22 protein-coding genes, 2 pseudogenes and 2 CRISPR repeat arrays are annotated in these 23,810 nt (G+C 68.3%); of the genes and pseudogenes, 15 read left to right on the top strand and 9 right to left on the bottom strand.

Annotation, left to right across the window (positions count from 1 at the left end; all coding sequences use genetic code 11):
* Nucleotides 1-1,540 precede the first annotated feature (1,540 nt).
* Both ACFY0T_RS42650 and ACFY0T_RS42655 read left to right on the top strand, forming a co-directional pair.
* The gene (locus ACFY0T_RS42650) at nt 1,541-2,149 is read left to right on the top strand and encodes a hypothetical protein (RefSeq protein ID WP_388883718.1); all 609 of its coding nucleotides are present in this window, start codon (nt 1,541-1,543) and stop codon (nt 2,147-2,149) included.
* A 69-nt stretch (nt 2,150-2,218) separates the two neighbouring features.
* A CRISPR array of direct repeats spans nt 2,219-2,556; the repeat unit is 29 nt; unit sequence CTGCTCCCCGCACGCGCGGGGATGGTCCC.
* Nucleotides 2,557-2,686: 130 nt separating this feature from the next.
* Nucleotides 2,687-3,496 carry a leucine-rich repeat domain-containing protein gene (locus ACFY0T_RS42655; RefSeq protein ID WP_388883720.1) on the top strand — a complete coding sequence of 270 codons (810 nt, stop codon included), beginning with the start codon at nt 2,687-2,689 and terminating at the stop codon, nt 3,494-3,496.
* A gap of 167 nt (nt 3,497-3,663) precedes the next feature.
* A CRISPR array of direct repeats spans nt 3,664-4,119; the repeat unit is 29 nt; unit sequence CTGCTCCCCGCACGCGCGGGGATGGTCCC.
* A gap of 638 nt (nt 4,120-4,757) precedes the next feature.
* On the opposite strand, the gene ACFY0T_RS42660 is transcribed toward ACFY0T_RS42655, so the two are convergent.
* Both ACFY0T_RS42660 and ACFY0T_RS42665 read right to left on the bottom strand, forming a co-directional pair.
* Nucleotides 4,758-4,967, bottom strand: a complete 210-nt coding sequence (locus ACFY0T_RS42660) for a hypothetical protein (protein WP_388883722.1) — start codon at nt 4,965-4,967, stop codon at nt 4,758-4,760.
* Entirely contained in the window at nt 4,964-5,152 is a 189-nt protein-coding gene (locus ACFY0T_RS42665) for a hypothetical protein (RefSeq protein ID WP_388883724.1), read from the bottom strand. Before ACFY0T_RS42665 ends, ACFY0T_RS42660 begins: the two co-directional genes overlap by 4 nt.
* Nucleotides 5,153-5,384: 232 nt before the next feature.
* On the opposite strand from ACFY0T_RS42665, the gene ACFY0T_RS42670 reads away from it, so the two are divergent.
* Genes ACFY0T_RS42670 through ACFY0T_RS42680 form a run of 3 tightly spaced genes read left to right on the top strand, consistent with a single transcriptional unit; the run spans nt 5,385 to nt 7,019 of the window.
* Nucleotides 5,385-5,645, top strand: a complete 261-nt coding sequence (locus ACFY0T_RS42670) for a hypothetical protein (RefSeq protein ID WP_388883726.1) — start codon at nt 5,385-5,387, stop codon at nt 5,643-5,645.
* On the top strand, nt 5,617-6,144 hold the full coding sequence (locus tag ACFY0T_RS42675) for a DUF6879 family protein (protein ID WP_388883728.1): 528 nt from the start codon (nt 5,617-5,619) through the stop codon (nt 6,142-6,144). Before ACFY0T_RS42670 ends, ACFY0T_RS42675 begins: the two co-directional genes overlap by 29 nt.
* 23 nt (nt 6,145-6,167) lie before the next feature.
* On the top strand, nt 6,168-7,019 hold the full coding sequence (locus tag ACFY0T_RS42680) for a helix-turn-helix domain-containing protein (protein ID WP_388883730.1): 852 nt from the start codon (nt 6,168-6,170) through the stop codon (nt 7,017-7,019).
* A 177-nt stretch (nt 7,020-7,196) separates the two neighbouring features.
* Here the strand turns inward: ACFY0T_RS42680 and ACFY0T_RS42685 are convergent, their stop codons facing one another.
* The 5 genes from ACFY0T_RS42685 to ACFY0T_RS42705 form a co-directional block, all read right to left on the bottom strand.
* The gene (locus tag ACFY0T_RS42685) at nt 7,197-7,598 is read right to left on the bottom strand and encodes a hypothetical protein (RefSeq protein ID WP_388883732.1); all 402 of its coding nucleotides are present in this window, start codon (nt 7,596-7,598) and stop codon (nt 7,197-7,199) included.
* The gene (locus ACFY0T_RS42690; RefSeq protein ID WP_388883734.1) at nt 7,595-9,328 is read right to left on the bottom strand and encodes a hypothetical protein; all 1,734 of its coding nucleotides are present in this window, start codon (nt 9,326-9,328) and stop codon (nt 7,595-7,597) included. Before ACFY0T_RS42690 ends, ACFY0T_RS42685 begins: the two co-directional genes overlap by 4 nt.
* A gap of 493 nt (nt 9,329-9,821) precedes the next feature.
* A complete protein-coding gene (locus ACFY0T_RS42695; RefSeq protein WP_388883736.1) occupies nt 9,822-10,073 on the bottom strand; it encodes a hypothetical protein in 252 nt (83 codons plus the stop codon).
* Between the two features lie 90 nt (nt 10,074-10,163).
* A complete protein-coding gene (locus tag ACFY0T_RS42700; RefSeq protein ID WP_388883738.1) occupies nt 10,164-11,702 on the bottom strand; it encodes an ISKra4 family transposase in 1,539 nt (512 codons plus the stop codon).
* Nucleotides 11,703-11,768: 66 nt separating this feature from the next.
* Nucleotides 11,769-12,296, bottom strand: coding sequence for a hypothetical protein (locus ACFY0T_RS42705; protein WP_388883740.1), 528 nt, complete (start codon nt 12,294-12,296; stop codon nt 11,769-11,771).
* A gap of 102 nt (nt 12,297-12,398) precedes the next feature.
* On the opposite strand from ACFY0T_RS42705, the pseudogene ACFY0T_RS42710 reads away from it, so the two are divergent.
* Together ACFY0T_RS42710 and ACFY0T_RS42715 are read left to right on the top strand one after the other, a co-directional pair.
* A pseudogene (locus ACFY0T_RS42710) lies at nt 12,399-13,487 on the top strand (transcriptional regulator); the annotation flags it as partial.
* Entirely contained in the window at nt 13,484-14,020 is a 537-nt protein-coding gene (locus tag ACFY0T_RS42715) for a flavoprotein (protein WP_388883742.1), read from the top strand. The pseudogene ACFY0T_RS42710 and the gene ACFY0T_RS42715, both read left to right, overlap by 4 nt.
* Before the next feature lie 301 nt (nt 14,021-14,321).
* On the opposite strand, the gene ACFY0T_RS42720 is transcribed toward ACFY0T_RS42715, so the two are convergent.
* Nucleotides 14,322-15,014 carry a vWA domain-containing protein gene (locus ACFY0T_RS42720; RefSeq protein ID WP_388883817.1) on the bottom strand — a complete coding sequence of 231 codons (693 nt, stop codon included), beginning with the start codon at nt 15,012-15,014 and terminating at the stop codon, nt 14,322-14,324.
* 469 nt (nt 15,015-15,483) lie between these two features.
* Between ACFY0T_RS42720 and ACFY0T_RS42725 the strand changes: the two genes are divergently transcribed.
* The 8 genes and pseudogenes from ACFY0T_RS42725 (at nt 15,484) to ACFY0T_RS42760 (ending at nt 21,497) form a co-directional block, all read left to right on the top strand.
* The gene (locus tag ACFY0T_RS42725; RefSeq protein ID WP_388883744.1) at nt 15,484-16,191 is read left to right on the top strand and encodes a hypothetical protein; all 708 of its coding nucleotides are present in this window, start codon (nt 15,484-15,486) and stop codon (nt 16,189-16,191) included.
* Between the two features lie 532 nt (nt 16,192-16,723).
* Nucleotides 16,724-17,143 carry a hypothetical protein gene (locus ACFY0T_RS42730; protein ID WP_388883746.1) on the top strand — a complete coding sequence of 140 codons (420 nt, stop codon included), beginning with the start codon at nt 16,724-16,726 and terminating at the stop codon, nt 17,141-17,143.
* Nucleotides 17,144-17,786: 643 nt separating this feature from the next.
* Complete coding sequence (locus tag ACFY0T_RS42735) at nt 17,787-18,212, top strand: hypothetical protein (RefSeq protein ID WP_388883748.1); 426 nt, start codon at nt 17,787-17,789, stop codon at nt 18,210-18,212.
* A gap of 266 nt (nt 18,213-18,478) precedes the next feature.
* A complete protein-coding gene (locus ACFY0T_RS42740; protein ID WP_075033765.1) occupies nt 18,479-18,820 on the top strand; it encodes a metalloregulator ArsR/SmtB family transcription factor in 342 nt (113 codons plus the stop codon).
* A 3-nt stretch (nt 18,821-18,823) separates the two neighbouring features.
* Nucleotides 18,824-19,330, top strand: a complete 507-nt coding sequence (locus tag ACFY0T_RS42745; RefSeq protein WP_388883751.1) for an SRPBCC family protein — start codon at nt 18,824-18,826, stop codon at nt 19,328-19,330.
* Nucleotides 19,330-19,965 carry a dihydrofolate reductase family protein gene (locus ACFY0T_RS42750; protein ID WP_388883753.1) on the top strand — a complete coding sequence of 212 codons (636 nt, stop codon included), beginning with the start codon at nt 19,330-19,332 and terminating at the stop codon, nt 19,963-19,965. The genes ACFY0T_RS42745 and ACFY0T_RS42750 overlap by 1 nt, the downstream gene beginning before the upstream one ends.
* Nucleotides 19,966-20,120: 155 nt before the next feature.
* A pseudogene (locus tag ACFY0T_RS42755) lies at nt 20,121-20,335 on the top strand (IS256 family transposase); the annotation flags it as partial.
* A 115-nt stretch (nt 20,336-20,450) separates the two neighbouring features.
* Complete coding sequence (locus ACFY0T_RS42760) at nt 20,451-21,497, top strand: IS110 family transposase (RefSeq protein ID WP_388883755.1); 1,047 nt, start codon at nt 20,451-20,453, stop codon at nt 21,495-21,497.
* Between the two features lie 939 nt (nt 21,498-22,436).
* Here ACFY0T_RS42760 and ACFY0T_RS42765 read toward each other — a convergent pair.
* Nucleotides 22,437-23,807, bottom strand: a complete 1,371-nt coding sequence (locus ACFY0T_RS42765; RefSeq protein WP_388883757.1) for a cytochrome P450 — start codon at nt 23,805-23,807, stop codon at nt 22,437-22,439.
* Between the last annotated feature and the right edge of the window lie 3 nt (nt 23,808-23,810).

The following is a 23,810-nucleotide window of genomic DNA, read 5'->3' on the forward strand; positions in this document are numbered from 1 at the left end:
ACTGCTCCCGCTGGGGAACTGCTCCCCGCACGCGCGGGGATGGTCCCACGTACCCGTACATCGAGATCCACGGGCCGTGCTGCTCCCCGCACGCGCGGGGATGGTCCCGAGGCCATCCGCGGTGTCTACCAGAACATCGGCTGCTTCCCGCACGCGCGGGATGGTCCCAGCAGAGAGTCGATGACGTGCTGCAGGTCGCCCTGCTCCCCGCACGCGGGGATGGTCCCAAGGCGAAGGGGCAGATCAGCAAGAGTCTCGGCCGCTCCCCGCACGCGCGGGGATGGTCCCCGGACGGTCATCAGCCCGGTGACGGGCGCCTTCTGCTCCCCGCACGCGCGGGGATGTTCCTGGCCCTATCTTCTCGTGTGTCGTCGCGCGGCACTGCTCCCCGCACGCGCGGGGATGGTCCCAGGCGCAGCCCCATGAACAGGGCGGCAGCCACCTGCTCCCTGCACGCGCGGGGATGGTCCCGCCATCGAGAAGTGCGACAACGGGCCCGAGGCCTGCTCCCCGCACCTGCGGGGATGGTCCCACCAAGCCAATCTTCGCCGGATCGAAGAGCTTGCTGCTCCCCGCACGCGCGGGGATGGTCCCAAGGCGTTCGTGTGCGACGCGACCGCCTACAACTGCTCCCCGCACGCGCGGGGATGGTCCCATCACGAAGATCGGCAAGTACGGGACGTCGCCCTGCTCCCCGCACGCGCGGGGATGGTCCCACGCCTGCTGTGAAGCCCGATGACGACAACGACTGCTCCCCGCACGCGCAAGGATGGTCCCGACGCCGGCCTCGACGACACCCCGGTCTGCTGCTCCCCGCACGCGCGGGGATGGTCCCTTCACGGGTATCGACAAGAGCGCGTTTGAGAGCTGCTCCCCGCACGCGCGGGGATGGTCCCGTCACGGTGCGGTCCGTGATCGTGGCGCCGTACTGCTCCCCGCACGCGGGGGATGGTCCCAGAACGGGCACTCGCTGGGCGCTGGCGTTGGACTGCTCCCCGCACTGCGCAAGGCGGCCACCCGGCTCGGCACCTGCTCCCCGCACGTGCGGGGATGGTCCCGACCAGTACGGCATTCCCCCGGGCGGGAACAACTGCTCCCCGCACGCGCGGAGATGGTCCCACCGACCGGACTTCGACGACCACGGTGACCGACTGCTCCCCGCACGCGCGGGGATAGTCCCGACCCGTACTTCACATCGGCGTACGTCTGTCGCTGCTCTCCGTACGCGCGGGGATGGCCCCCCGGCACTCGCCGAGCAGATCGCGGAGAAGGTCTGCTCCCTGTACGCGCGGGGGTGGTGCCGCGGAAGGGAGCCCCTCCCAGAGCCAGCTTGTAGCCATCGGTTCGCCTCTGGACCCTTGGCCGGCTTCGGCTCCTCCGACCCAGGGTCGTCCTTGAGGCGGTACGCCGGCACCTCAAGTTCCCTGTACGCCCAGAGCCGTTCCGGCATCCGGACCCCTGATCCTGCGGGCGGGAGCGGTCACGGTCCGGCAGGCTTGTTGCCCAGGTCTCTTCAAGCAGGACGGAGCTCGTTGGAGCTATGACCGCACAGCATCACGTCCAGCAGCTCGCCGCCCACATTCGTCGCACTCTTGGCGACGGTCCGTTCCTGGCACCCGGAGGCTGGACGCACATGGGGGCCGTCATCTGCGACGCCAGCTTCCAGGCACGCCGCAAGTACGCCTCGACGATCCGCCCCCGTCTCCTCCAGCTCCAGGCGGCCTGGCCCGACGCCGCCACCGTGCGGGGCTTCCGGGCTCGCCTGGCCACCGACGACCTGGCCGTCGCCATGAACTTCAACAGCCCCCGCAGGGTCGCCACCGCCCACCACATAGCCGACCTGCTGGCCGCCCGCGCCGTCGACACCCGGGAAGACCTCAACACCTGGGTAGGACACCGAGAAAACCGCGCCGCTCTGCGGACCGTGAAAGGCGTCGGGCCAAAGACCGTGGACTACATCGGCAACCTTGTCGGCCGGTCTCAGATCGCCATCGACACGCACCTACGCTCCTTCGCCGCAGACGCCAGCATCACGGGCCTGACCCACCAACAGCTGCGGGCCGTGTATGAGGCGGCCGCCACCCAGCTCGGACACGATCCCGCAGGCCTGGAACATGCTGTGTGGCGGTGCAAGTCATCGGCCCTCTAGCCATTTCTGGTTCATCTCCGAACCCGTGGGGATGGTGCCATCATCTTCGAGCTGCGTGACAACACCGGCTCCTGCTCCCCGCGCGCGGGGATGGTCCCGCCAAGAACTACGCTTTCTCCACCCGGGTCGACTGCTCCTCGCATGCGCGGGGGTGGTCCCCCGGACCGGGTTGCGTCCAGGGACTGCGCAAGTTCGCTGCTCCTCGCACGCGCGGGGATGGTCCCATCGCGACGTTCCTGCGCACCCCCGAGACGCGCTGCTCCCTGCACGCGCGGGGATGGTCCCTCGTAGTGCGACATCACCCCCGCGCCGACCGCCTGCTCCCCGCACGCGCGGGGATGGTCCCAGGACCGGGCCCAACGCCCGGTTGCTGCTCCACTGCTCCCCGCACGCGCGGGGTGTGGAACGTCACGTAATTCCCCACCTGCAGCGTCAGCTTCCCCGGCCAAACGTTCGAGCACGGCGGGCGGATGGCGTCTGTGCGCTCACCCGAATAATCACTCAGGCGGTTTGCGGCAGCCCTCGTATCTTGGCGCCATGACGAGCGAGAGAGAGCCGCGGCTCTGTGTGAATCGCTGGGGCGACACATCGGATCCGGCCCCGGAACGGCGCGGGTCCCGCCAGGACGTCTGCGCGTGCTTCGACCAGTCCAGGCCTCATCCGCGAGCCCGGGTCGGATTTCACAACGAGCGCCAGGACACCTCCGCTCCAGGCTGGCAGCATCTGCTGGAGCTGATCGACGAGGCCGCCGCCGACGGGCGCGAAGAGTTCCGCCCCCTGATTGAGCTCAGCCCGGAAGAGCGGCGGCAGATCGTCACCCTGCCGCCGAGCATCGCCCAGCTGACCGCGGTCAAGCACCTCGTGCTCTACGGCAGCAACCTGGTCCGGATCCCGCCCGAGATCGGGGCCATGACCAGCCTGGAGGAGTTCACGCCCTACACGTCCTACCGGCTGCACTGGTTCCCCTACGAGATCACCCGATGCCGGAAGCTGACCCGCAGCACGGTGAGCACGCGCGCGTTGTTCGGCAACTACAAGTTGCGACCGCCGTTCCCGCGGCTGCAGCCCTTCCCGGACTCCGTCACGGACCTCGACCCGGGAAGCCTGGATCCCCGGCGCTGGGGCACCACGGCCATCCACAGCTGCAGCGTCTGCGACTGCCCGATCGGACAGGCCGGGCTCCACCAGATGTGGATCTCACTGCGCGTGGCCACTGACGTATTGCCCTTGCTAGTGAACGCCTGCTCATCGGCGTGTGCCTCCGCGCTGCCTGGCGGTGCGCGCGACTACATCCCCACGCCGCACAAGGGCGGCCGAGTCGACCAGCCGCCGTCCGACTGGGACTGACCAGCCGGGCACCGCTTCGCCAGCTGTTCGGTCAGAGAGGCGAGTACAGCCGCGTGCCTGAAGCCCGAACGTCTGGGCGAGGAAACTGATGCTGCCGATGGGAAATACGTGATCGTCGACCACGAGGATGGTCCCACCTACAAGAAGGGCCACTTCGGCCTGTTCCACTGCTCCCTGCACACGCGGGGATGGTCCCCGTCAACGTGCGTACCAAGAAGTGAGGTAGTGCTGCTCCCCGCACGCGCGAGGATGGTCCCACCGGCTCGGGGCGCCCCGTCCCGTTGTAGGCCTGCTCCCCGCACGCGCGGGGATGGTCCTGACCCCGCGCGGCCGGGCGGGCGCCCGCCCGCCTGCTCCCCGCACGCGCGGGGATGGTCCCGGCTTCGTCAACGAGTCCCGGTTCCCTGTGCACTGCTCCCCGCACGCGCGGGGATGGTCCCGTGCCCCGGCAGAACGGGAAGGGCGGCATCATCTGCTCCCCGCACGCGCTGGGATGGTCCCTCTGCTCTTTGTATTTCCGAGCGGGGCCGCGGCTGCTCGCCGCACGCGCGGGGATGGTCCCGAGCAGTGGCAGCGCCGCGCGGTGCAGATCCTCTGCTCCCCGTACGCGCGGGGATGGTCCCAGCCCGAGTGGTGTCGGCGTCGGCTGAACTCGGGCCGTCGTCGAGAAGTGGGTCCTCGACGCCCGCCGCGCTCTGCTCCCCGCACGCGCGGGGATGGTCCCTACCTGTATCCACAGAAGAGCGTCCACACCACCTGCTCCCCGTACGCGCGGGGATGGTCCCTTCGCCAAGCAGGCCTGGCGGTACGCGGGCAACTGCTCCCCGCACGCGCGGGGATGGTCCCCGCGCCACCCGAAGCGCCATACAGCGCGCAGCCTGCTCCCCGCACGCGCGGGGATGGTCCCTTCCCCTTCAAGTCCTCGAGCTTGCCCTTCGCCTGCTCCCCGTACGCGCGGGGATGGTCCCTATCTGCGATAGACAGGACGCCGTGACTGGCGAGCCCGCCATCCCAACGACGACGCCGCGGTCGGTCCTTGATGTACTCGCCACCGCCGTCTGACGACGACGCACACTGCATGGAGGTCGCTCTAGCCCGCGGAGCCTCCACGCCGGGCGCCACCGCACGCGGCTGGCAGTTGAGCCCGCCGCCGACGTTGGGCCAACGAGGAAGCCGTCGTCGCCGGCGAGCCGGGTTCCGGAGGCCGGGGCCTGGTCCTGCCCGTCCCCGGAGCTCATGGGGTACGGGGTCGGGCAGGGTGCTAGGTGCGGGCGGCGCGGTACGCCCTCCACAGCTGGTCCGCCTCCGCGCACCGCCGCTCTCCGTGCCCGCAGCCGTCGCACGTGGTGGCGTGGTCGATGTAGGCGCGATACGCGGTCTGGATGCGGTTGTACGTGCCGCTGCTGGCGACCTGTTGCATGTGGCCGGAGGCGCTCCCCGAGTCGCGCCATTCCCACCGGGCGCCGGTCACGACCTGCCTCCGTGGCGCTTGGGGTGGGGGTGGTTGCGGATCTCGACGTTGCAGTCCGTCGCACGAGAGGGGTCCCCGGCCGCGATGGCGTCGGCCCGCTGTCGGGCCAGGGCCGTACAGACACCGCAGCCCGGCGCCGGCGGGGGCTCGTCGATGGGCATTCCGAGCGTGACGGGTGGGCTCATGGTCGTCTTCATCCGCGTGCCTCCGCTGGCGTGGGCCTGCCCAGACACCGGAGCGCGGCGTGTGCATGGGCAGATAGTGGGCTGCCGCTGGTCACGACGCTACGAGCCCGGTGTGCCGCAGTGCCAGCAATGTGCACCTATGTACACGCGGCTGGTTTGCGCCCTTGGCCTGCTATCTCTGGCACAGAATGGTGGTGTACATCCCTGAACACGACGAGCGCTGGAGGCGGCCGTGGACCTACAGTTCATCGGGATCGACCCCAACACCGGAGACGGCGAAAGCCCCACCGTGTGGGTTGACCAGGAGAAGGAAGAGCTCGTGCTCCAAGGATGGAAGCCGAGCCTGCAACTTGAGGCGGCGTGTGCAGAGTTCGAGGTCCCCGGCCACGCCAAGGGGATCCCGGACCACGAGGCAGTGATCCGAATTCCGGCCCGGATGATGCCCATGATCAGGGAGGCATGCGATGTCCTCGATCGTCCCGACATTCGCTGAGCTTCTCGGGTCGGCAACGCGCTCAGCCGTCCACCTGGAGATGCGCGACTCCTACGCCGTCGACTACGAGAAAGGCCCGTTCGCCGAGTGGCGGGCCGGCTTCCGCCACGACCCGGCAGACCGCGCTTCCTGGTGGCGGCCATGGCTCGATCTCATCGCGGAGACGGTGGCCCGCCAAGTCGTGGTGCGCCGCGCCCGCATCGTCTCCGAACCGGTCAGCGAATACATCCGCTTCGAGCACTCAGGCACGTTCACCAACGTCGCTGCGGGCGAGCAAGTGCGGTGGCTGCCACGCCGCCAAGCATCTGACATTGCGCTGCCCGGCAATGACTTCTGGCTGATCGATGATCGCCTCATCCTCTGGAACCATTTCACCGGCGACGGGGCCTCGGCGGGCGGGGAGACCAGCGACGATCCGGCCGCGGCGAAGCTGTGTGCCGACGCCTTTGCAACGGTGTGGGCGCGCGCGATCCCCCACGAGAACTACAAGATCAGCTAGCACGAAGGTGACCAGGCCGGCTCATGCCTCTCTCTCCGTCCTCCTCGGCCCAGGCTGCTCGCGAAGCAGTCGCGCAACGCCTGCGGGAGCTCCGTGCCGATGCAGGGATCACGGGGCCTGAGCTGGCCGCACGCTGCGGCTGGAGTCACCCGAAGACCTACCGGATCGAAGGCGCTCGCACGCCCCCGTCGGCCGATGACATCCGCCGCTGGTGCGAGGCGTGCGAGGCAGCCGACCAGGCGCCGGACATCATCGCCCAGTCCCACAACGCCGAGTCCATGTACGTGGAATGGCGCCGTAGGCTGCGCACCGGACTCAAGCAGCTGCAGAAGAGCTACGTGCCCCTGTTCAAGTCAACCCAGCTCTTCCGCGTCTACTCACCCACTCTCGTGCCCGGCCTGCTGCAGACCGAGGGATACGCGATGGGACTGCTGTCCCTCATCACAGAGTTCCGCGACATCCCCAACGACGTGGCGGAAGCCGTAGCCGCGCGCCTGGACCGCTCCCGGATCCTTCACGAACCAGGACGCCGCTTTCTCCTCGTGGTGGAGGAGGCTGCGCTGCACCACCAGGTCGCCGACGCCGAGGCCATGGCCGCCCAGCTCGGCTATCTGCTCACCGCGGGCGCGCTGCCGGCCGTGTCGCTCGGCGTTATCCCCATGTCGGCCCAGACAAGGCCCATGTGGCCCGTGGAGACGTTCCACATGTACGACGACAGTCTCGTATCGGTGGAGCTCCTCGCAGCGCGTGTGACGGTCACGCAGCCCAGCGAGATCGCCCTCTACGCGGACGCGTTCGAACGGCTGCACGGCATGGCCGTGCACGGCGCCAACGCCCGCGCCCTGATCGTGAAGGCCATCGACGCACTGCACTGACCCTGGCACGACGAAGAGCTCCCTCTCGCTCGAACGCTGAGTCGCAGGGTGCGGCGCAACAATGTCCGGGCTGTCGGCGACTTCGCCGCCGGCGCGCATGACGGGAACACCGGGCCCGGGCCGGAGGCACCGATCGTGTCCGGCCCCCGCCCAGACCTGACCGACCTGGGCCTCTCCTCAGCCCAGCCATCCTGCGAGGGCGTGGGCGAGCGCTTCGCCGCCCTGTTGCACGACGGTGCCGGCCACGAGGGCTGGCAGTGCTTGCACGGCTCCGCGCAGGGTGCCTTGTGCCTGAGCGTCCGGCGTCGTGAGCGAGGTGTCGATGGAGTCCGCCATGGCCTGCAGTACCTGCGCGTTGCGCAGGTCTCCCGCGCTGCGGTCCACCTCGGTGCGGAAGGAGGCGAGGAGATCGCGCACGGTGTCGAGGTCTACTGGGGTGGTTTCGGCGGTAGCAGACTGGTGAACGTGTGAGATGTTGTGTCCCACCACGTTCTGCAGCGGAGCGATGTTGTTGCCGCCGATGCTGATGCCCGAGCCATGCCCGTGCTCGTCCTCGTGGCGGCGTCGTCCGACCATCATTTCGTTCCCCCCTGGGCGCTGTTGTCCTGGCCGATATTGCTGATACCGCTGCCGGCGATGTTCTGGATGGGCGCGTTGTTGTCGCCGTAGACCTGGATGTTGGTGATGACCATGGCTACCTGTTCATCGAACTGGGCGGTTTCGACGCCGAGTTCGACGAGGTATTCCGCGACGGCCCGGAAGATGCATGTCTGCATCAGCACCACGTGCCGTTTGGCATCGTCGCTCTGGTGCATGTCGGTGACTTCCTCGATGGAGTACCGGTCCCGCAGGCTGAGCGGATCCTTTTCCTCGACGGAGTCGTCGTCCCTTTGCTGGCCCCGCCCGAGGCGGGTCACGAACTGCCACAAGGAGAGCGGGCCTTCGGCTGCGTCGAGCATCGCCTGTACCGCCGTCCAGCCGAGCAGCCGGAGCCCGCGCTTGGCGAGCGGCGCGTCGGTCACTCTCAACTCGTTGTACAGGGGCGTCATCACGTGCGGTCGTAGGGTCAGCCGCAGCTCGCCGGCCTCCAGTGCGGCGTGCACGAACACGCTCACCACGACCTGGCCGTCCCAGCTGACGCACTGGGCGCGCAGGTACAGCCGGTCGGGGACGCTGGACGGCGAGCGGCGGCCTCGGCCTCGTAGGTCGGGCAACTCCAGCTTCGCGGCACGGGTGCGCCGCAGCCACAGCGCGGCCGGCAGCCCCTTCACCTGCGTGACCGAGAAGCCGGGCAGCGGATCGGTGATCTCCCGTGCGCCGCGCCCCAGGTCCTTGAGAGCGGTTCCCATCCGCCGCAGGAGCTCGTCTTCACCGAAGGACCTGACCGACTCCTGCGGATCCTTGGGCTTGAGCGGAATACCGATGTCCGCGACGCCCCACACCTCGCGCCCGGCCCCGACGAACCTCTCCGGATTGTTGTAGGGCAGCTCCTGCCGCTTCTGCTCCGCGCTGATCTGAGCCATCCGGCGCCCCGCCTTCGCCGCCACCCACGGCAGACGGCTGGTCGCGACACCCTCCCCGGCGATCTCCGCCAGGGCCGCCCGCGCGGCCAGCCGGTCGCCCATGCAGACAAGTCCCGCTCCGGCCAGCAGCACGAGCGGAAGCAGCAGCAAGCCCAGCCGCAAGGGGACCACTTCGCTGCGGATGGGCTCATACGGCACCACGGCGAGAAGCAGCGGCACACACAGCACGACATACGCGGCACGGGGCGACGGTGCCAGCCGCGACCTCTTCCCTCTGCGGACCGCCCGCAGCGCCGCCCACCGCATCACCAGCGCCAGCAGGACAATCACGCCCCACACGACGGCAGCACGCGGAATCGCGTACGCCACAGCAGCGGCCCAGAGCAGTACCAGCACCCGCCGCAGCCACTGCCGTCGTCTGCTGCGCAGACTGTGCGCGACCACGGGCAGCAGATCGAAACCGTACGACGGCACGGGCAACGGCGGCCCATGCAGGACATGATCCACCACCCACCCCGCCATGGGCTCACCCAGAGGCGGGCAGTCGTCGCTGCCCTCCAGATAGATACGCCTGCGGACACTGCGCCGGGGCTTGCTCGCCTTGTTGCTCTTGCCGCGGATCCTGCGCCACCACGTCGTGACGGCTTTCACCTGGTCAGGGCGTGAGTAGACGGACTGGCACAGCAGCCGGGTCACCTCTGACGACGTCGGATCCACCTCACCGGAGGAGCGGCTGGTGGGGCCTGCAGCCCCGGCCTGAACCGGCACTGCCGGCCACTCGGCCATCCCCTCCGCACCCCGTTCCCGAACACGCAGCCCCCGCCCCAGCCCCATACCGCCCCCCGGTGCACCGATCAGGCGGGCATCCTCACGGCCAACACGGCAAAGCACCAGAGCACAAACACGACAATGCGCTCAACACCATTGGATGAACGAAGCTTTGACCGAATTCCGCCCTCGCAGTGACACAGCAGGCCGCCTCATTGATCACGGAAGACTGCCTCGCGGTAGCCCGTCATGACCGGCACGACCAGGTGTCGTGCAGGCCGCGCTGTCCGGGTGACGCTCGCCGACGAGATCCTGTCTCTGAGATCTGCCGGCCACCCGCCGCAGATCCTGGTCCTGATGAACTTTGGCGGCCGGGGCCGTAGCCTGCGAGGGCCACCGGCCGCGCCAATCGCACCTGCTCCACGAGAGTGGTCGGCAAGGACAGGGAGACGCTTTCGGGATAGGGTGCGGATCCTTTCCAGGGAAGTCCCTGCGCAGGTGGGCACCCCGATTACTCGTAGACGGTCGCTGCCGCGAGTGCCCGAGCGAAGTACGTCCAGTCACCCTCGGGCGGCAGTTCTTTGCCGAAGTTTCGGTACCAGTTCTCTGAGCTACCGACCCATGCGGCAAGGGCTTCCAGGAAGCGGTCAAGCGTCGGGTTTTCCCACTCGTGACCTCGCTGTTGGAAGTCGAGGTGAAGGTCACGAAGAAAGGCGACCAGGTCATCAGGGCCGCGGAGCTCATCGTCGGGTGACAGCAACATGGCAGCACCGTATCCCCGCCAAGCGCCTATGAGTCTTGGGATTTCCTCCGCGGACCGCAGGAACCCGCAGGGCGATTGCGCCGGGACTGATCAGGCCGTCAGGGCATATCGGCCCTGAACGGGGGCCGGGTAGAGACGCTGATGCTCGCGGGCTGCATGCAAGATCCAGTAGTCCTCGAAGTCCCCATTCGTGATCAGCGTGCGTAGTTGGAGGACGGCTTCGGCGCCGTCGAGTCCCCATCGGGCGCCGGTGATATCGAGGCGGTCGGCGATCAGGTGCCGGCAGGCGCCCTCGACAGCGCCGGTGGCGATCGGCCAGCCGTTCTTCAGGGCAGTGTCGTAGTGGAGTTGGTCGAGGTGGCCGGTGAGGTAGCGGGCGCAGGTGGTGACAGCATCGTGGCGGGCGGCGGGAAGCTGTTCGGCTGCGGCCTGGGCGGCCATCTCGGTGGCCGCGCAGTCGGCGTGTCCGGCGAGGATCGCGGTGAGTTTGTCCGCGGCCCAGGTCTCGGCCTCGCGGCTGCCGGGCGGATTAAAGATGTGCGCGGCCGTCCAGCAGTACTCCGCGACGTGCACGAAGTCGAGCAGGACGTGGACAGCGTGGCCGCGCCGGGCCGCTTCGTCGTAGATCAGGTCGAGTTGGTGGCGGGCCCCGTCGACGAGCACGATCCAGTCCCGCAGATGCTGCGGGTCGCGGGCAGTGGCCTGGGCGAAGGCGTCGGCGACGACCTGCTCCGGGGGACGGATCACCGAGGCAGTGCACCATTTTTGCTCCGCCTTCGGTCCCGGCCGCGGCGGTCGGGTTTTGCTGCGGCCGCCGGGCGGGTGGACGATGTCGTGCGGCCGACGTGGGGCCGGAACAACGTCGAAGACGCAGGCCACCGTCGCCATGCGCTTGCGGTTGGGTTTCTCGCCCGGGGCCAGGCGTCCGCGCCGCCCGGCTGCCGCGCTCTTGGCCGCGGCTCGGCGGGTGGCCTCGCGCAGGGCCTCAGGACGCATCACCACCCCCTTCCCATCGACCTGGATGATCAGAGGCATCTCGCGGGTGCACGGGATGGGGATCTTCGCCGTGTAGTAGGCGGCGATGTCCACTGCGGCGGCGACCACCAGTTCTTTGAGACGGCGCTTGCCCAGCACCTTGCCGCACCGTCGCTCGATCGCGGCGGCGGCCTGGTCGAACGAACCGCGGACCGCTTCCAGGACCGCGAGCCGGGCCAGTCCGCGTGAGTGCCGGCCGGCGGGCAGCGAGAGCACCGCGTCCGCCGGGTGCACATTGGCAACGCCGCGGCCGCGATAGGCGATCCGGGTCACCCGCACCGGCCCGAACACGCAGGTCAACCAGCGGCCGTGGTCGCTCTCCCGCCAGGTCCTCGCCTGTCCTTCCGGCCCGCGCACGACCGGCTGTCCTCCGTCCGCGCGCACGGCGTCCTCTTCGCTTATCGCCCGCTTGTCGAGGTGATCCTGCATCAACTGCCGCAGCAGTTCGCGTCCCTGCCGCTCGAGCAGCAGCTCCAGCTCGTCATGGGCCATGCCCCGCGCCGGGGCACCGGCCAGCGTCGAGACGAGGCGTTCGAAGGCATCACGGGAGGCGATGTACGGATCAGGCTCGGATAAGGCGTCGTACTGTTCCACCGGGCTCTTCTTTCAGCGGATCCGATGTGGTTGGCACCCTCGAATCTAGAGAGAAGAGCCCCTTGGTCACCGGGAGTTGGACCGGCCGGCGCCCGGCCCGCGGCGGGCGAGAGCGAACTGTCCCGGCGCGTCCTCGTCCAGCCAGCCCCGCTCCACCAGACGCTTCAGCTTTCCCCGGGTCCCCTCGATCTTCCCGGTCGTCGTCGGCAGACCGATCCGCGGCACGATCTGCTTGGCCTGCAACGGCCCCGGCGCATCGGCGATGACCTCCACAATGTCCCGGTACACATCCGGCAACACCGCCACGACCAGGCCCTCCCGCCACGGCGGCACCATCATCACCCCGACCCCATGAGGCACCGACGTCTCATTCGCCTCCGGCACATCCTCCGCCGCAACGTCCGGCTCGGCCTCCGCGGCCGACAACTCCGCCAGCACCTGCGCGACGGTCTCCCGCGTGATCTCCAACCGCGACAGATCCTCCCGGGCCCGCTCCAGCCGGACGGCCAACTCCACCGCCTCGGCCTCAAGTTCCTCCACCCACTGTCGAGCCGCCGACTCCCGCGCCTGAAGCTCTTCCGGCAACGACACCATGGCGCCACCTCCACCCCGCCACGGTAGAAGCACGACGCCACCGACCACACGCCAATCAGCGTCTTCCCAGCTCAGTCATCCCCCGAGAGGATCCACACCCAACTGACCATCCCACCCCACCAGTTGGGCCTCGCGACTACCCCCGACGCCTCCGTCGCCGATTCCGAAGCAGAGGACATGCACCGCCGTACTTTCCTTACAGCGAGCATCGCCGCGCTCGCTGCCCCCGCCACCTCAACTGCCGCGCACGACGGCCTCGTCCAGGCCCTCCTGCCCGGCCCCAGCCCGGCGAGTACTGGCGCTCCCCTGGACACGGCGATGCTCCGCGAACGGGTCGGCGCGGCGCGCAGGCTCTTCTACACCTGCGACTACACAATGCTGGAACGCACCCTGCCCGGCCTGATCGCCGACCTGCGGCAGGCCGCCAGCGACACCACAGCCACAGATGTGCTCTCCGGGCTGCTCGCCACGGCGTACCAGACCTCGACCAGCCTGCTGCTCAAACAGCACGACCAGGGCAACGCCTGGCTCGCGGTCGGCCGCGCGATGGCCGAGGCCGAACGCTCCAGCGACTCGGTCGTCCTTGCCTCCAGCGTCCGCGTACAGGCCCACGTCGTCGCCCGCGAGAAGCACACCGCCCAAGCCATCACCCTCGTCCGCCACACCGCCGACCAGCTCACCGGCTCCTACGACCGCCGCACCCCGAAGTACCTCGCAGCCGTAGGGCTGTTGCTGCTGCGCGGCGTGACTGCGGCCAGCAGCGGAGGCGACCGCGCTGCCACCGAGGCGTTCCTCGCCGAGGCCAAAGAGGTCACCCGATACGTCTGCCTCGACCAGCCCGACGCCTGGGCCAACTTCAGCCCCACCAACGTCGCTCTCCGCGAGATCAGCGCCCTGGTGGCCTTCGGCGACGCAGGCCTCGCCCTCCAGGCAGCACGCCCCCTCATGCGCCGGCACATCCCCGTCCCCGAGCGCCGGGCAGCCCTATGGGTGGAGACGGCTCGCGCCTACAGCCAGCAAGGCCGCCTCGCCAACGGCTATCAGGCACTGCGCATCGCCGAGACCTGCGCCGCCCAGGACGTCCGTCGCCCCGCCGTCCGTGACCTCGTCGCCGACATGGTCGCTCGCGATCGCCGCCGTACCCTGCCAGAACTGCACCACTTCAGCCGCCAACTGGGAGCCCCCGCGTGACCGAGCCGAACGCCCCGGACAAGAAGCCCTTCCTGTACGTCATCGTGTGCGCATGCGGCACCGCTGGCGACGTCGCCAAGCTGATCACGGCCGCGCAGGAACGGCACTGGGACGTCGGCGTCGTCGCCACCCCGCAGGGCCTGGGCTTCCTCGACACCGAGGCGCTCAAGGCGCAGACCGGCTACCCGATCCGCTCCGCCTGGCGCACGCCCAGCGAGGCACGGCCTCTGCCGCCCGCGGATGCCATCGCGGTCGCGCCGGCCACCTTCAACACGGTCAACAAGTGGGCTGCCGGCATCTGCGACACGCTGGCCCTGGGCATCTTGTGCGAGGCATACGGCATGGGCATCCCCACTGCCGTCCTGCCCTACCTGAACGCCGCCCACCCCGCCTACCAGCAGAGTCTGGAACGGCTGCGCGCCATGGGCGTATTGATCGGCAGTTACGAGCCTCACAAACCCAAGGCTGGTGGCGGCGCTGAGCGCTTCCGATGGGAGGAGGCGCTGGATCTGCTGGGGCCCGAAGTGAAGTAGAGCCTGTACATCCCGTGAGATCAGATCCCTGGTCTGCCGCCATATCTGTCACACCAACTGTCGCGACAAAATTAACGCCATCTGTTGCGTCAACTGTTACCCCGCTGCGCGCGATCCTGCCGTCAATCCGCAGGTCAGCAGGCCCTTCAGCCGCCGCCGTGCCTCCTTCTGCCGCCGCTCGGTACTGGCCCGGGGTGGGAGCGCCCGGGGGCGTGTCCTGCGCTGCTGGCCGGCGCGCCTGGATGCGTTCTGTCACCGGGAGTTCGAGTGCGCCGTGGGCCGGTTGCTGGGCGGGGTGTTGTTACACGATGCCCGCGCTGCGGGCGGCGGTGAGCCAGGTGGGGAATTCCTGCAGCAGCCGGTCGAAGAGGAGGTCGTCGCTGACGGTCAGCGGTGTGCGTCCGGCGTGGAAGAAGCCGGCGTTGTCGACGGCGCGGCGGTCGGGGACGGCGAGGGTGTCGAGCTTGCGCAGGAACGCGAACTCGTTGTCGGCGGGGTCGCCGAAGCCGATGAACTGCCAGAACAACGGCAGGCGGGCGGCTTTGCACAGGTAGCGTTCGGCGGCGGGCCTGCTGGTGGGGCCTCCGTCCGTCTGGAAGATCACCAGGGCGGGCGCGTCGCTTTTGGAGTCGAGGTAGTGGTCGATGACCTCGTCCATCGCCCAGTGGTAGTTGGTGCGTCCCATGTGCCCGAGGTTCTGATGCAGTTTGTCGATGCGGCCGCGGTGCTTGCCGAGACGGAGGTCGGTGGATCCGTCGACGTCGGTGGAGAAGAAGACCACCGGGACGGTCCCGTCGTCGTCCAGGTGGGCGGACAGCGTCAGTACCTGCTCCGCGAGGTGCTGCATGGTGCCGTCGGCGTAGTAGGGCCGCATGGAGCGTGAGCGGTCCAGTACGAGGTACACGGCTGCCCGTACTCCTTCCAGTCCGTGATTGCGGATGCTGGTGCCTGCCGTCTTGTAGAGGCTGACCAGGTCCGGGGCTTGTTCCAGCATCTTGGACAGGCTGACGGCAGAGGAGTGCTCACGGCGGTTCGTCTCGATCACCCCTACAGAGTGGTCTCAAGGAGCGGGCAGGATCCCGGCTTTGCCGACTTCGCTTCCCTCTCGGCACTTTCTGGTGCCGGCGGGCCGGCAGCGTGGGTCGAGGGAGCAGTGGGTGCGCTGCAGCTCTCTCGCACAGCTCGGCCTGCGCGGGCGGCTCGTAGCCGCCGTACAGTCCGGGCGCGCATTCGGCGGGGAAGCCGGGTGCGATGCGGAGTTCGGCGTCTGCCAGGTGCCAGGTGCGCGGCGGGTGCCGGTTCGGCACTGGTCGGGTCGGGTTGCCTGCGCGGCCCGGAATGGACGCGGGCCGTCCTTCTGGCGTAGTCGTCACGGAAGCGCGGTCACAACCCCGCAACTGGCCATTTTTATCGCCGTGTTGGCCAGGTCGCGGCGGGCTCACGCCTGTGCCACATTGGCGCGTATGTCAGATGCCGTGTACGGACTGGTCGGGGCTCTTGGCGGGTCGCTGTTAACCGCTGCGGTCGCTTACTGGGGCCCTCTTCATCAGCAACGCGAAGCTGCAAAACAGGCGGAGTTGCAGCGAAGCGCAGATCTGAGACGCGCGGAAATGGAGATCGAGGCCGCGCGCGCCCAGGCGGAGGAGGCACGCAGGCACGTGGAGATCCAGGCACAGATCGGGCGACTGGTTGAGGTTCGTTCGACGCTGCGTGCGTGGCAGTTCTTACTAGACGGGGCCCTTGCGGAAATGAAGGTGGTGGGCAGCCTCGACCTGGATCGGTTCAGGGAGGAAGAGCAGGAGGCAATGAGGAAGGGCGTGAGGGCCCTAGATGAGGTCATGCACGATCAGTGGTATGTGCCGATTTCGCACTACGAACTCGCCCCTGGAGATCCCCCCACCGAGTGGATGGACAGATCCTTCTCACCGAACGGGCTGCTGGTTGAGGCGCTGAAAGAGTACGGGGCGCGCATCAGGGCACTCGTACTGGCCGGTCGCCCAGCATCAGTTGAAGACATGAGGAAGATTGACAGGCTAAGGGCTGAAGCTAGCCGGGAGCGGGGCGTTATGAGTGAGATCATCGAAGACCGCCTGGCGACCATCATCACTTCGCACGATCTGCCTCGCGACTCGGTCCCAAGCCGAAGTCGGCGAACGCATCCGCAGCACTAGGCTTGCACGCTGGCTGCCATGCCCGCCTCGATGCACGTGATCATCATCGCGCTTTGCGCGGCGCTCGCCCGAAGATCCGGAAGCCGCGCCCGCCGGGCCGGCCGAGCGCGTTGAACTGAGCATCAGAGTGGCCAAGTGAAGCACTCGGTGGTCAAGTGTGGCGCTCAGTCACAACGGCCCTCCAGGCGTCGCTTCGAACGGTCTGGCGTTTTCGGCGGCACCGATGTCGTCAGAGCCTGAGATGGGCTGCTCGTTCCGTGCGCCGACGTCGGAGTAGAGCCAAAACTGCGGGAGTTGGCCTATCGATCAGGTCAGGGGCATACCGGAGGGCATAAACCACGGCCGATGGGGCGGGCGGGGGGAGAGGGGGAGTGGGTATGGCGGCTGGGCGGCGGCGTAAGACGGGTGCGGTACGGCAGGTCGGCGGACGGATTGCGCCGGAGCACCGCAACGGTGCCCTGAGCCAGGTCGTCGCTTCACGGCTGCCCTGCACGGTCTGCGGATCGGGCAGGATCCGCGTCATGCGGTCCATGTGCTGGACGCGGAGCTCAAGCGCCGCTGCACGGCGGGCTCGCTCCTCTCCCAGCCGCTGGGGGTCACCGACCGGCAGGCAGCAGCCTTCCGGCGGCGTCTGTTTGCCGACCTGGCGGCGGGACGACAGTGCGTCAACGACCTGATCCAGCAGGACAACCGCCTGGGAGAGCGGCAGGCCCTGTTGGATGCGACCCATGCCTTCGCGGTCTTCGCCGCCAGGTACGGACACCGGACGGCTGCCCAGGCCTTCCGCCGGAGCGCAGTGGCCACGAGTCTGTTCTGGCAGTCCGCGGCCCCGCACCTGCCGGCTCTTGCTCAGGCCGCGGCGGCCGTCGCGCTTCCGCCTGCCGACACGCACGACCGCCTTGAAGAGATCACCACGCTCACCAGCGGTCTCGAAGCAACTCACGCGTTGTGACGGGGCTAGGGGAACATCTCCAGTCAGCGGCGTTTACCGAGCGTCGGCAGCCCGCCGGAGATCGAGATTGCACAGCTGTGCTCCCGGAGCGGGTCCGATCCCACGGATCAGAGAGCAGGTTGGAATCCTGCCGAGTGCGCACGGAACAGAGGCCCCGGAGAGATCCGGGCCTCTGGCGTTGGGGAACCCGTAGTCTGGGCGCGCGTAACGTGTTGTGCCGTGTGGTGTGCGGACGGTGATACGGCCAGGGGGTGGGGCCAAGGCGGATGCTGCCGAATCGTCGTGGGGTCGTCCGTCAGTGGCGGGCTTGTGGTCGTCATTGCAGGGTTGACCGTGACCGATTGGCCCCAGGGGAGCCTTCGGAGCTTTTGGAACCAGCATGCCTTTCTTGCCGGTTCACTGTCCTCGCTGCTCTTTCTGGCTCTCGGCGCGACTCTCGTCGAGGAGTGGATCGCGCGGCACGACGAGGCTCGGCTGCGATTGGTCATACTCGTGGCCTGCGGGTCGTTGGCTCGGGCACCTCTTGCTCAGCGGCGGGTGATGTGGTTCGTGTTGAACGCTGGCCACTTCATTGAGGATGCCGACTTCCGCCTCGACCCTGAATCGGCAGACCGGATCAGGGCGATTCTGGCTCGCCATCAGCGTGCTCGCCGCCGATCCGGAGTGGGTCCAGACGGCATACGACCTTCTGCGGGGGTGCTCTCACGGGTTCCGCGTGATCATGGCCAGGTGGGCGCCGCTGCTGACCGGGACGGACACGAGTGCGGCGATCCTCGAGGAGATCGCCCTTCAGACGGAGCAGTTGACACAGGTCCAGGTGAGGCTGCTCCCTGTCGCGCGGGGGCGTGTGAGGGAGTTCCAGCCCGGGAAGATCGATGAGCTGGGTGAACTGTGGCGGAAGGAGTTCGCCAACTCGATCGCTCTCGACGAGGCGTTGACGCAACTCAGCGGGAAGAGGGGACCCGGCTGGGTCACGGACGGGCGGAATCTACTCGAGGCCACGGATCTGGAGGCGCTCAGGGCGCGGGAGTCGGTGAGAGTGAGGCGGTCCATGCGGCTGTACACGTGACCGCGCGGTTGGCGGGCAAGCGGACGGTTCGGGCGTCGAACGCCGATGCCATCACGAAGTCGAGGAAGCATTCGGCACGAAGGCACCCCCTGCTCCAGGCCAGCAGCATGACCGCGACCGTGCTCATGTGGCAGGTGTCAGAGCCCGCGCAGCACCTTGACGACCTCAACAGGATCCTTCTTGCTGCTCCCGGGCTTGCGCATGTTCAGACGGAACCAGACGGTCCTCCGGTTGACGTATGCCGATATCGGCATACGATGGCGTCCATGGCACGAGCAGCGACGACGTCGGACGTCTTCAACGCGATCGCCGAGCCGCAGCGCCGGGAGATCCTGGTACTGCTGCGGGCGGGTGAGCGGCCGGTGACCGAGTTGGCCCAGGAGCTGGGGATGACCCAGCCGGGGGCGTCCAAACACCTGCGGGTGCTCCGGGAGGTCGGGCTGGTGCGGGACCGCAAGGCAGGCAAGCAGCGCCTGTACGGCCTTGACGCCCGCGGGCTGCGACCGGTCCACGAGTGGACCGGCGGGTTCGAGCGGTTCTGGAACGAGAGCTTCGACCGGCTGGACGCGTACGTGCAGGACCTCAAGCAGGCAAGGCAGGAGGAGTGACCGTTGGCAGCGACAGGACGGGACGCGCCGGCGCAGTCAGCGACGGCCGACCGCGAGATCGTGATCTCCCGGGTCATCAGTGCCCCGCGGGAGCTGGTGTTCGAGGCGTTCACCGAAGTCCGGCACCTGTCGCGATGGTGGGGACCGGAGGGGTTCACCACCACCACGCGGGCGTTCGAGTTCCGCGTCGGCGGGGAGTGGGACTTCGTGATGCACGGACCGGACGGGACGGACTATCAGGAGTGGATCTCCTGGACCGAGATCGCCCCGCCGGAGCGGATCACGCTGCTGCACGGTGAGTCCCGCGGCGACCCGAACGCCTTCGAGTCGGTCCTCACGTTCGCGCCCGACGGCGCGGCGACCCGGATCGAGATGCGCACGGTGTTCCCCACCAAGGAGCTGCGCGACGAGGCGGTCGAGAAGTACCACGCGATCGAGGGTGGCCAGCAGACCCTGAGCAACCTGGCTGCCTACGTCACCGAGATCGTTCGGAAGGGAGTTGAGGACTGATGGCCGGAAAGGTGTTCTTCAGCGTGACGATGTCGCTGGACGGGTTCATCGCGCCCGAGGAGCGCATGGATGACCCGGATGCGCAGCGCTGGATGGCGCAGTGGATGGAGCTGCAGCAGTGGATATTCCCGCAGCGGTTCTTCCGGGAGAACCTGAAGCTCGGCGAGGGCGGCGAGGAAGGGCGCGACAACGACATCGCGCGGGAGACGTTCGAGCGCACCGGCGCGAGCGTGATGGGCAAGCGCATGTTCGACCTCGGCGAGCAGGCGTGGCCGGAGGAGGCGCCGTTCCACACGCCGGTCTTCGTCGTGACGCACGAGAGGCGTGACCCCTGGGAGCGGCCGGGTGGGACCACCTTCCACTTCGTCAACGACGGCATCGAGACCGCGCTCGACCAGGCCCGCGAGACCGCCGGCGACCGAGACGTCCGCATTGCGGGCGGCGGCGCAACGATCCTGGAGTACGTGAACGCCGGCCTGATCGACGAGTTCTCGATCGCGCTCTCACCCGTGCTGTTCGGCTCCGGAATACGCCTGTTCGAGGGCGTGAACGCGGGCCGCGTGGCCCTGGAGCCGGTCCGCGCGGAGCCGACGCAGCGGGTGACCCACCTGACCTACGCAGTCCGGGAGCGGTAACTGTCTCGACCTCAGCGCTCCCCCGCCGAGGTCAGCAGCGCGGTGAGATCCCCGACGCTCTGAGCGTCAGGAAGGGCGAGCGTTCGGGCCGTGATCTCGGCCGCACGCTCCTCCGGGAGGGACCTCACGGCGTTGTCGTGGAACTTCCTCGCCAGCTCAGGCTTCGCCAGCGAGTCACCAAGGGCCCCGGCTCCCGCGCCGCTGGTGCTCGCGATGGCGTTCAAGCTCATCGAATCAGCACAGACCCGGTGGCGGGCCGTCAACGCACCCCCACCTCGTCGCGCTGGTCCGTGCCGGCGCGGTATTCAAGAACGGCAAGCTCATCGAACGACCCGACGAATCAGAGGGTGGTGATCAGCAAGTCGCGTGACACGCCGATCCACAGGTCTTGATGCGATGAAGGAGCGGGGCCTCCCGCTCCGGCCGGGTGCAGACGATGCTCGGTCCAGGAGAAGAAGTAACCGTCCACAGGCAGGAGGCCCCTGATGGACCGTGAGCAAGCCTACGACGGACCCCAGATCGTGGGGATGGACCTGCACCGCAACCGTTCAGTGCTGCTGCGCATAACCCCCCAAGGGCAGCGGCTGGAGCGGATACGCATCAACAACAGCCCCGCCGCCCTCACAGCCGAGATCGCCAAAGCCGGCCCGCACCCGCGAGTGGTACTGGAAGCCACCTACGGCTGGTACTGGGCCGCCGACACGCTCCAGGAAGCCGGAGCCGAGGTCCACCTCGCGCATCCACTGGGCGTGAAGATGTTCGGCTACCGACGGGTGAAGACCGACGACAAGGACGCCGCTGATCTGGCCGACCTGCTACGCATGGGACGCCTGCCCGAGGCGTGGATCGCCCCCAGCCGGATCCGCCAGGTGCGCGAGCTGGTGCGCTACCGACACAAGCTGGTGGGCATGCGCACATCGGCGAAGGCACAGATCCACGGGGTGCTCGGCAAGGCCGGCCTGCACGTGCCCGTGACCGATGTGTTCGACCGCGGAGGCCGTGCCTGGCTGGCCGGGATACCGCTGCACGGCTCCTACCGGGTGCGCGCCGACTCCCTGCTACGGCTGATCGCCTTCCTGAACAGCGAGATCGCCGAAGTGGACAAGCTGATCGTGCGGGCCCTCGCGGGCGATCCCGGCTACCTGGCCGTGCAGACGATCTCTGGTATCGGCCCGGTCTTCGCCGCCGTCATGGTCGCCGAAATCGGCGACGTGACCCGCTTCGGCGGCCCCAGCCAGCTGTGTTCTTGGGCCGGGCTCACCCCGCGTCACCGCGCCTCGGATACCAAGGTCCACCGGGGCCGGATCACCAAGCAGGGGTCCCCACTGCTGCGTTGGGCCTGCGTCGAGGCGGTACAGCGCAGCAGGGCCGACACCCCGATGCGCCGCTTGAAGGACCGCATCATCGACCGCCGCGGGAAGAAGGCAGGAAACGTCGCCAAAACTGCCGCGGCCCGTAAGCTGCTCACTCTCGTCTACTACGCCTTGCGCGACGGCGAGGTCCGCTGCCTGGCACAGACGGCAGTGACGTGAGCAGGCCGGAACACGGCCGACGCGTGATCGTTAATTGTCTGGCTCCCGCTTCGGCGGCGTGGCCGTAATTTTGATCGATCCCGTCGGTCGTCGCGGAACGCCCCATGCACAAGCTCGTCCGGCCCCGCGGCCGGACGCAGCCGCGAAGGGATGACCGGCAGCCGAGCCTGCCCAGACCATGACGACACCTTTGGGGCGAGACACCACAACTCCACAACCCGGTCCCCGGCACGGCCAGTGCGCGCCGACCCGGCGCGGCCTCGGCGCTACGGCCTTGGCCCCGCGCCTTGGCTCGACGCTGCCCACAAGCACCCGGAAACCGGAAGAAGAACGGACAAGACACCCACTTGACCGGCCCCACTTCTTCAGGGATGACTATTCCTCGAACGAGCTCCAGGGCGAAGCCCAGGTGCGGGCGCGCACCCGGTCCGGCCATGCCGCTGCCCACCGACATCCTGGTCCACGACTACCTCACGGTCCGAGGCCGCAAGATCAGTAAGTCCGGAGCAACCACTGTTGACCCGGTCGCCCTGGCCGACGCCTACGGGCTTGCCTGTCCCGCGGCGACTGCGTTCGTTGAATCGAGTCCGCCCTGTCTCGCCTGATCCAGTCCATGCAGGTCAGCGCAATCGCGGACGACCAACTTCATTGAGACTGGACAGCAGGAGAGCGAGATCTGGGGGTGCTTACGACGTAAGCACCCCCAGATCGCTATGTGCGACACCCGTGCCACAGCTGTCTCGTCCGGCGTCATCTTGTCACTGTCCCATGTGATTCGCCGTTCGTCCCGGGGCATGTTGCCGCTCGCAGCGCACGGCCGGACCTGGTGTCTTGTCGTTGTCGTTGTCGTTGTCGTTGTCGTTGTTTTGTCCCGTCCTGCGCGCCAGCCGCGACGGAGAGGTGCATCCGACGGGGCCGAAGGGGTGGGCGAGGCGACTGCTAAAGGAAAGCTGCGGTCCGACGTGTCAGCACCATGGGCAGGGAGCTGGGCCGCATCGTTCCCTTGACCAGCGGGGTGACCTTCGGACCGGTGGCGTGCCGCAGCCGCCAGTGCCGGAGCATCGTCGCCACGATCAGCGGGATCTCCGTCAGGCCGTACACATCACCGATGCACTTGCGGGTGCCGACGCCGAAGGGGATCTGTGCTTCCTTCTGCGCGGCCGTCACCCGTTCGGGCAGCCACCGGTCGGGATCGAAACGATGGGGAAAGGGGAAGGTCTCCGGATCGCGGTGGAGGCAGTACAGGCTGAACACCACATCCGCATGAGCGGGAATCCTGTACCCGCCGAGTGTGGCCGGGCGGGTGGTGACACGGCTGAGCAGCCAGAAGGGCGGGTACAGGCGCAGTACTTCGGTCAGGACGCGCCTCAACACGGGGAGGTTGCCCAGGTCCTGGGCGTGCAGGCGCCGGTCCCCGACCGTACGGCGCAGCTCTTCGAGGACGGCTCCTTCCGCGTCGGGGTTCTCGGCCAGGCTGTGCAGCAGCCACGCAGCCGCGCTGCCGGTGGTCTCGATGGCGGCCATCAGCATGCTGATGACCTGTTCCTTGAGTTCGGTGTCGGTCAGCGTGGCGCCGGTGCGTTCGTCGGTCGCGTGCATCATCGCGGACAGCAGGTCGCCCCGGTCCCGCCCGTCGGCGCGGTACGCGCGGATCTCCTCGCGGACAATGCGGTGGATGTCGCTCAGGGCCGTGTCGAACTCGATGTTGATCGGCAGCGGCACCTTGTGCGCCCAGGCGGCGGGGATGAACATCCGGCGGTACAGCCCGGCCAGCATGGGTGGGAAGAGCCGCTGGATCTCCTGCGCGGCGTGCGCCGCGCCGGGCCCGGAGAACAGTGTCCTGGTGACGACTTCGGCGGCCATCCGGTGCATGGTCCGCACCACTTCCAGCTGCTGCGCGTCGCTCCACGAGCGCGCCAGCGTGTCGGCGCACTTCTCCATCACCTTGGAGTACTCCACGATCCTGCGGTGGTGGAAGGCGGGTTGCAGAATCGGACGCTGCACCTTGTGGTCCGTGGTGGAGCACGTCGCCACACCGTTGCCGGCCAGGGACCGCACCCCCTCGATGAAGATCCCGCCCTTGTCGAAGGTGACCGGGTCGGTCAGCAGGTGCCGTACCAGCTCCGGCCGGGTTACCAGGTGGACGGGTTTCGGGCCCACGCGGACCACCACCACGCTGGCGTCGCGGTGCTGCCGTTCGAAGAAACGCAGCGGATCTCGCAGGATCTGCCACAGGTGCCCGGCCAGCGGCATGCCGCCGGGTGCGACCGGCGGGACGATGAGCTCTGGGACCTCGGGGGTCGGCTTCATGAC

Source organism: Streptomyces sp. NPDC001530, assembly GCF_042894545.1.
GTDB lineage: Bacteria > Actinomycetota > Actinomycetes > Streptomycetales > Streptomycetaceae > Streptomyces.

What these genes read in the sequence shown, in the direction of transcription:
- ACFY0T_RS42655 (WP_388883720.1), top strand. Translation starts at nt 2,687, where the DNA reads ATGACGAGCGAGAGAGAGCCGCGGCTCTGTGTGAATCGCTGGGGCGAC.
- ACFY0T_RS42750 (WP_388883753.1), top strand. Translation starts at nt 19,330, where the DNA reads ATGGCCGGAAAGGTGTTCTTCAGCGTGACGATGTCGCTGGACGGGTTC.
- ACFY0T_RS42760 (WP_388883755.1), top strand. Translation starts at nt 20,451, where the DNA reads ATGGACCGTGAGCAAGCCTACGACGGACCCCAGATCGTGGGGATGGAC.
- ACFY0T_RS42720 (WP_388883817.1), bottom strand. Translation starts at nt 15,014, where the DNA reads ATGCTGGAACAAGCCCCGGACCTGGTCAGCCTCTACAAGACGGCAGGC.
- ACFY0T_RS42675 (WP_388883728.1), top strand. Translation starts at nt 5,617, where the DNA reads ATGTCCTCGATCGTCCCGACATTCGCTGAGCTTCTCGGGTCGGCAACG.
- ACFY0T_RS42665 (WP_388883724.1), bottom strand. Translation starts at nt 5,152, where the DNA reads ATGAGCCCACCCGTCACGCTCGGAATGCCCATCGACGAGCCCCCGCCG.
- ACFY0T_RS42650 (WP_388883718.1), top strand. Translation starts at nt 1,541, where the DNA reads ATGACCGCACAGCATCACGTCCAGCAGCTCGCCGCCCACATTCGTCGC.
- ACFY0T_RS42765 (WP_388883757.1), bottom strand. Translation starts at nt 23,807, where the DNA reads ATGAAGCCGACCCCCGAGGTCCCAGAGCTCATCGTCCCGCCGGTCGCA.
- ACFY0T_RS42690 (WP_388883734.1), bottom strand. Translation starts at nt 9,328, where the DNA reads ATGGCCGAGTGGCCGGCAGTGCCGGTTCAGGCCGGGGCTGCAGGCCCC.
- ACFY0T_RS42680 (WP_388883730.1), top strand. Translation starts at nt 6,168, where the DNA reads ATGCCTCTCTCTCCGTCCTCCTCGGCCCAGGCTGCTCGCGAAGCAGTC.
- ACFY0T_RS42695 (WP_388883736.1), bottom strand. Translation starts at nt 10,073, where the DNA reads ATGTTGCTGTCACCCGACGATGAGCTCCGCGGCCCTGATGACCTGGTC.
- ACFY0T_RS42685 (WP_388883732.1), bottom strand. Translation starts at nt 7,598, where the DNA reads ATGATGGTCGGACGACGCCGCCACGAGGACGAGCACGGGCATGGCTCG.
- ACFY0T_RS42740 (WP_075033765.1), top strand. Translation starts at nt 18,479, where the DNA reads ATGGCACGAGCAGCGACGACGTCGGACGTCTTCAACGCGATCGCCGAG.
- ACFY0T_RS42705 (WP_388883740.1), bottom strand. Translation starts at nt 12,296, where the DNA reads ATGGTGTCGTTGCCGGAAGAGCTTCAGGCGCGGGAGTCGGCGGCTCGA.
- ACFY0T_RS42725 (WP_388883744.1), top strand. Translation starts at nt 15,484, where the DNA reads ATGTCAGATGCCGTGTACGGACTGGTCGGGGCTCTTGGCGGGTCGCTG.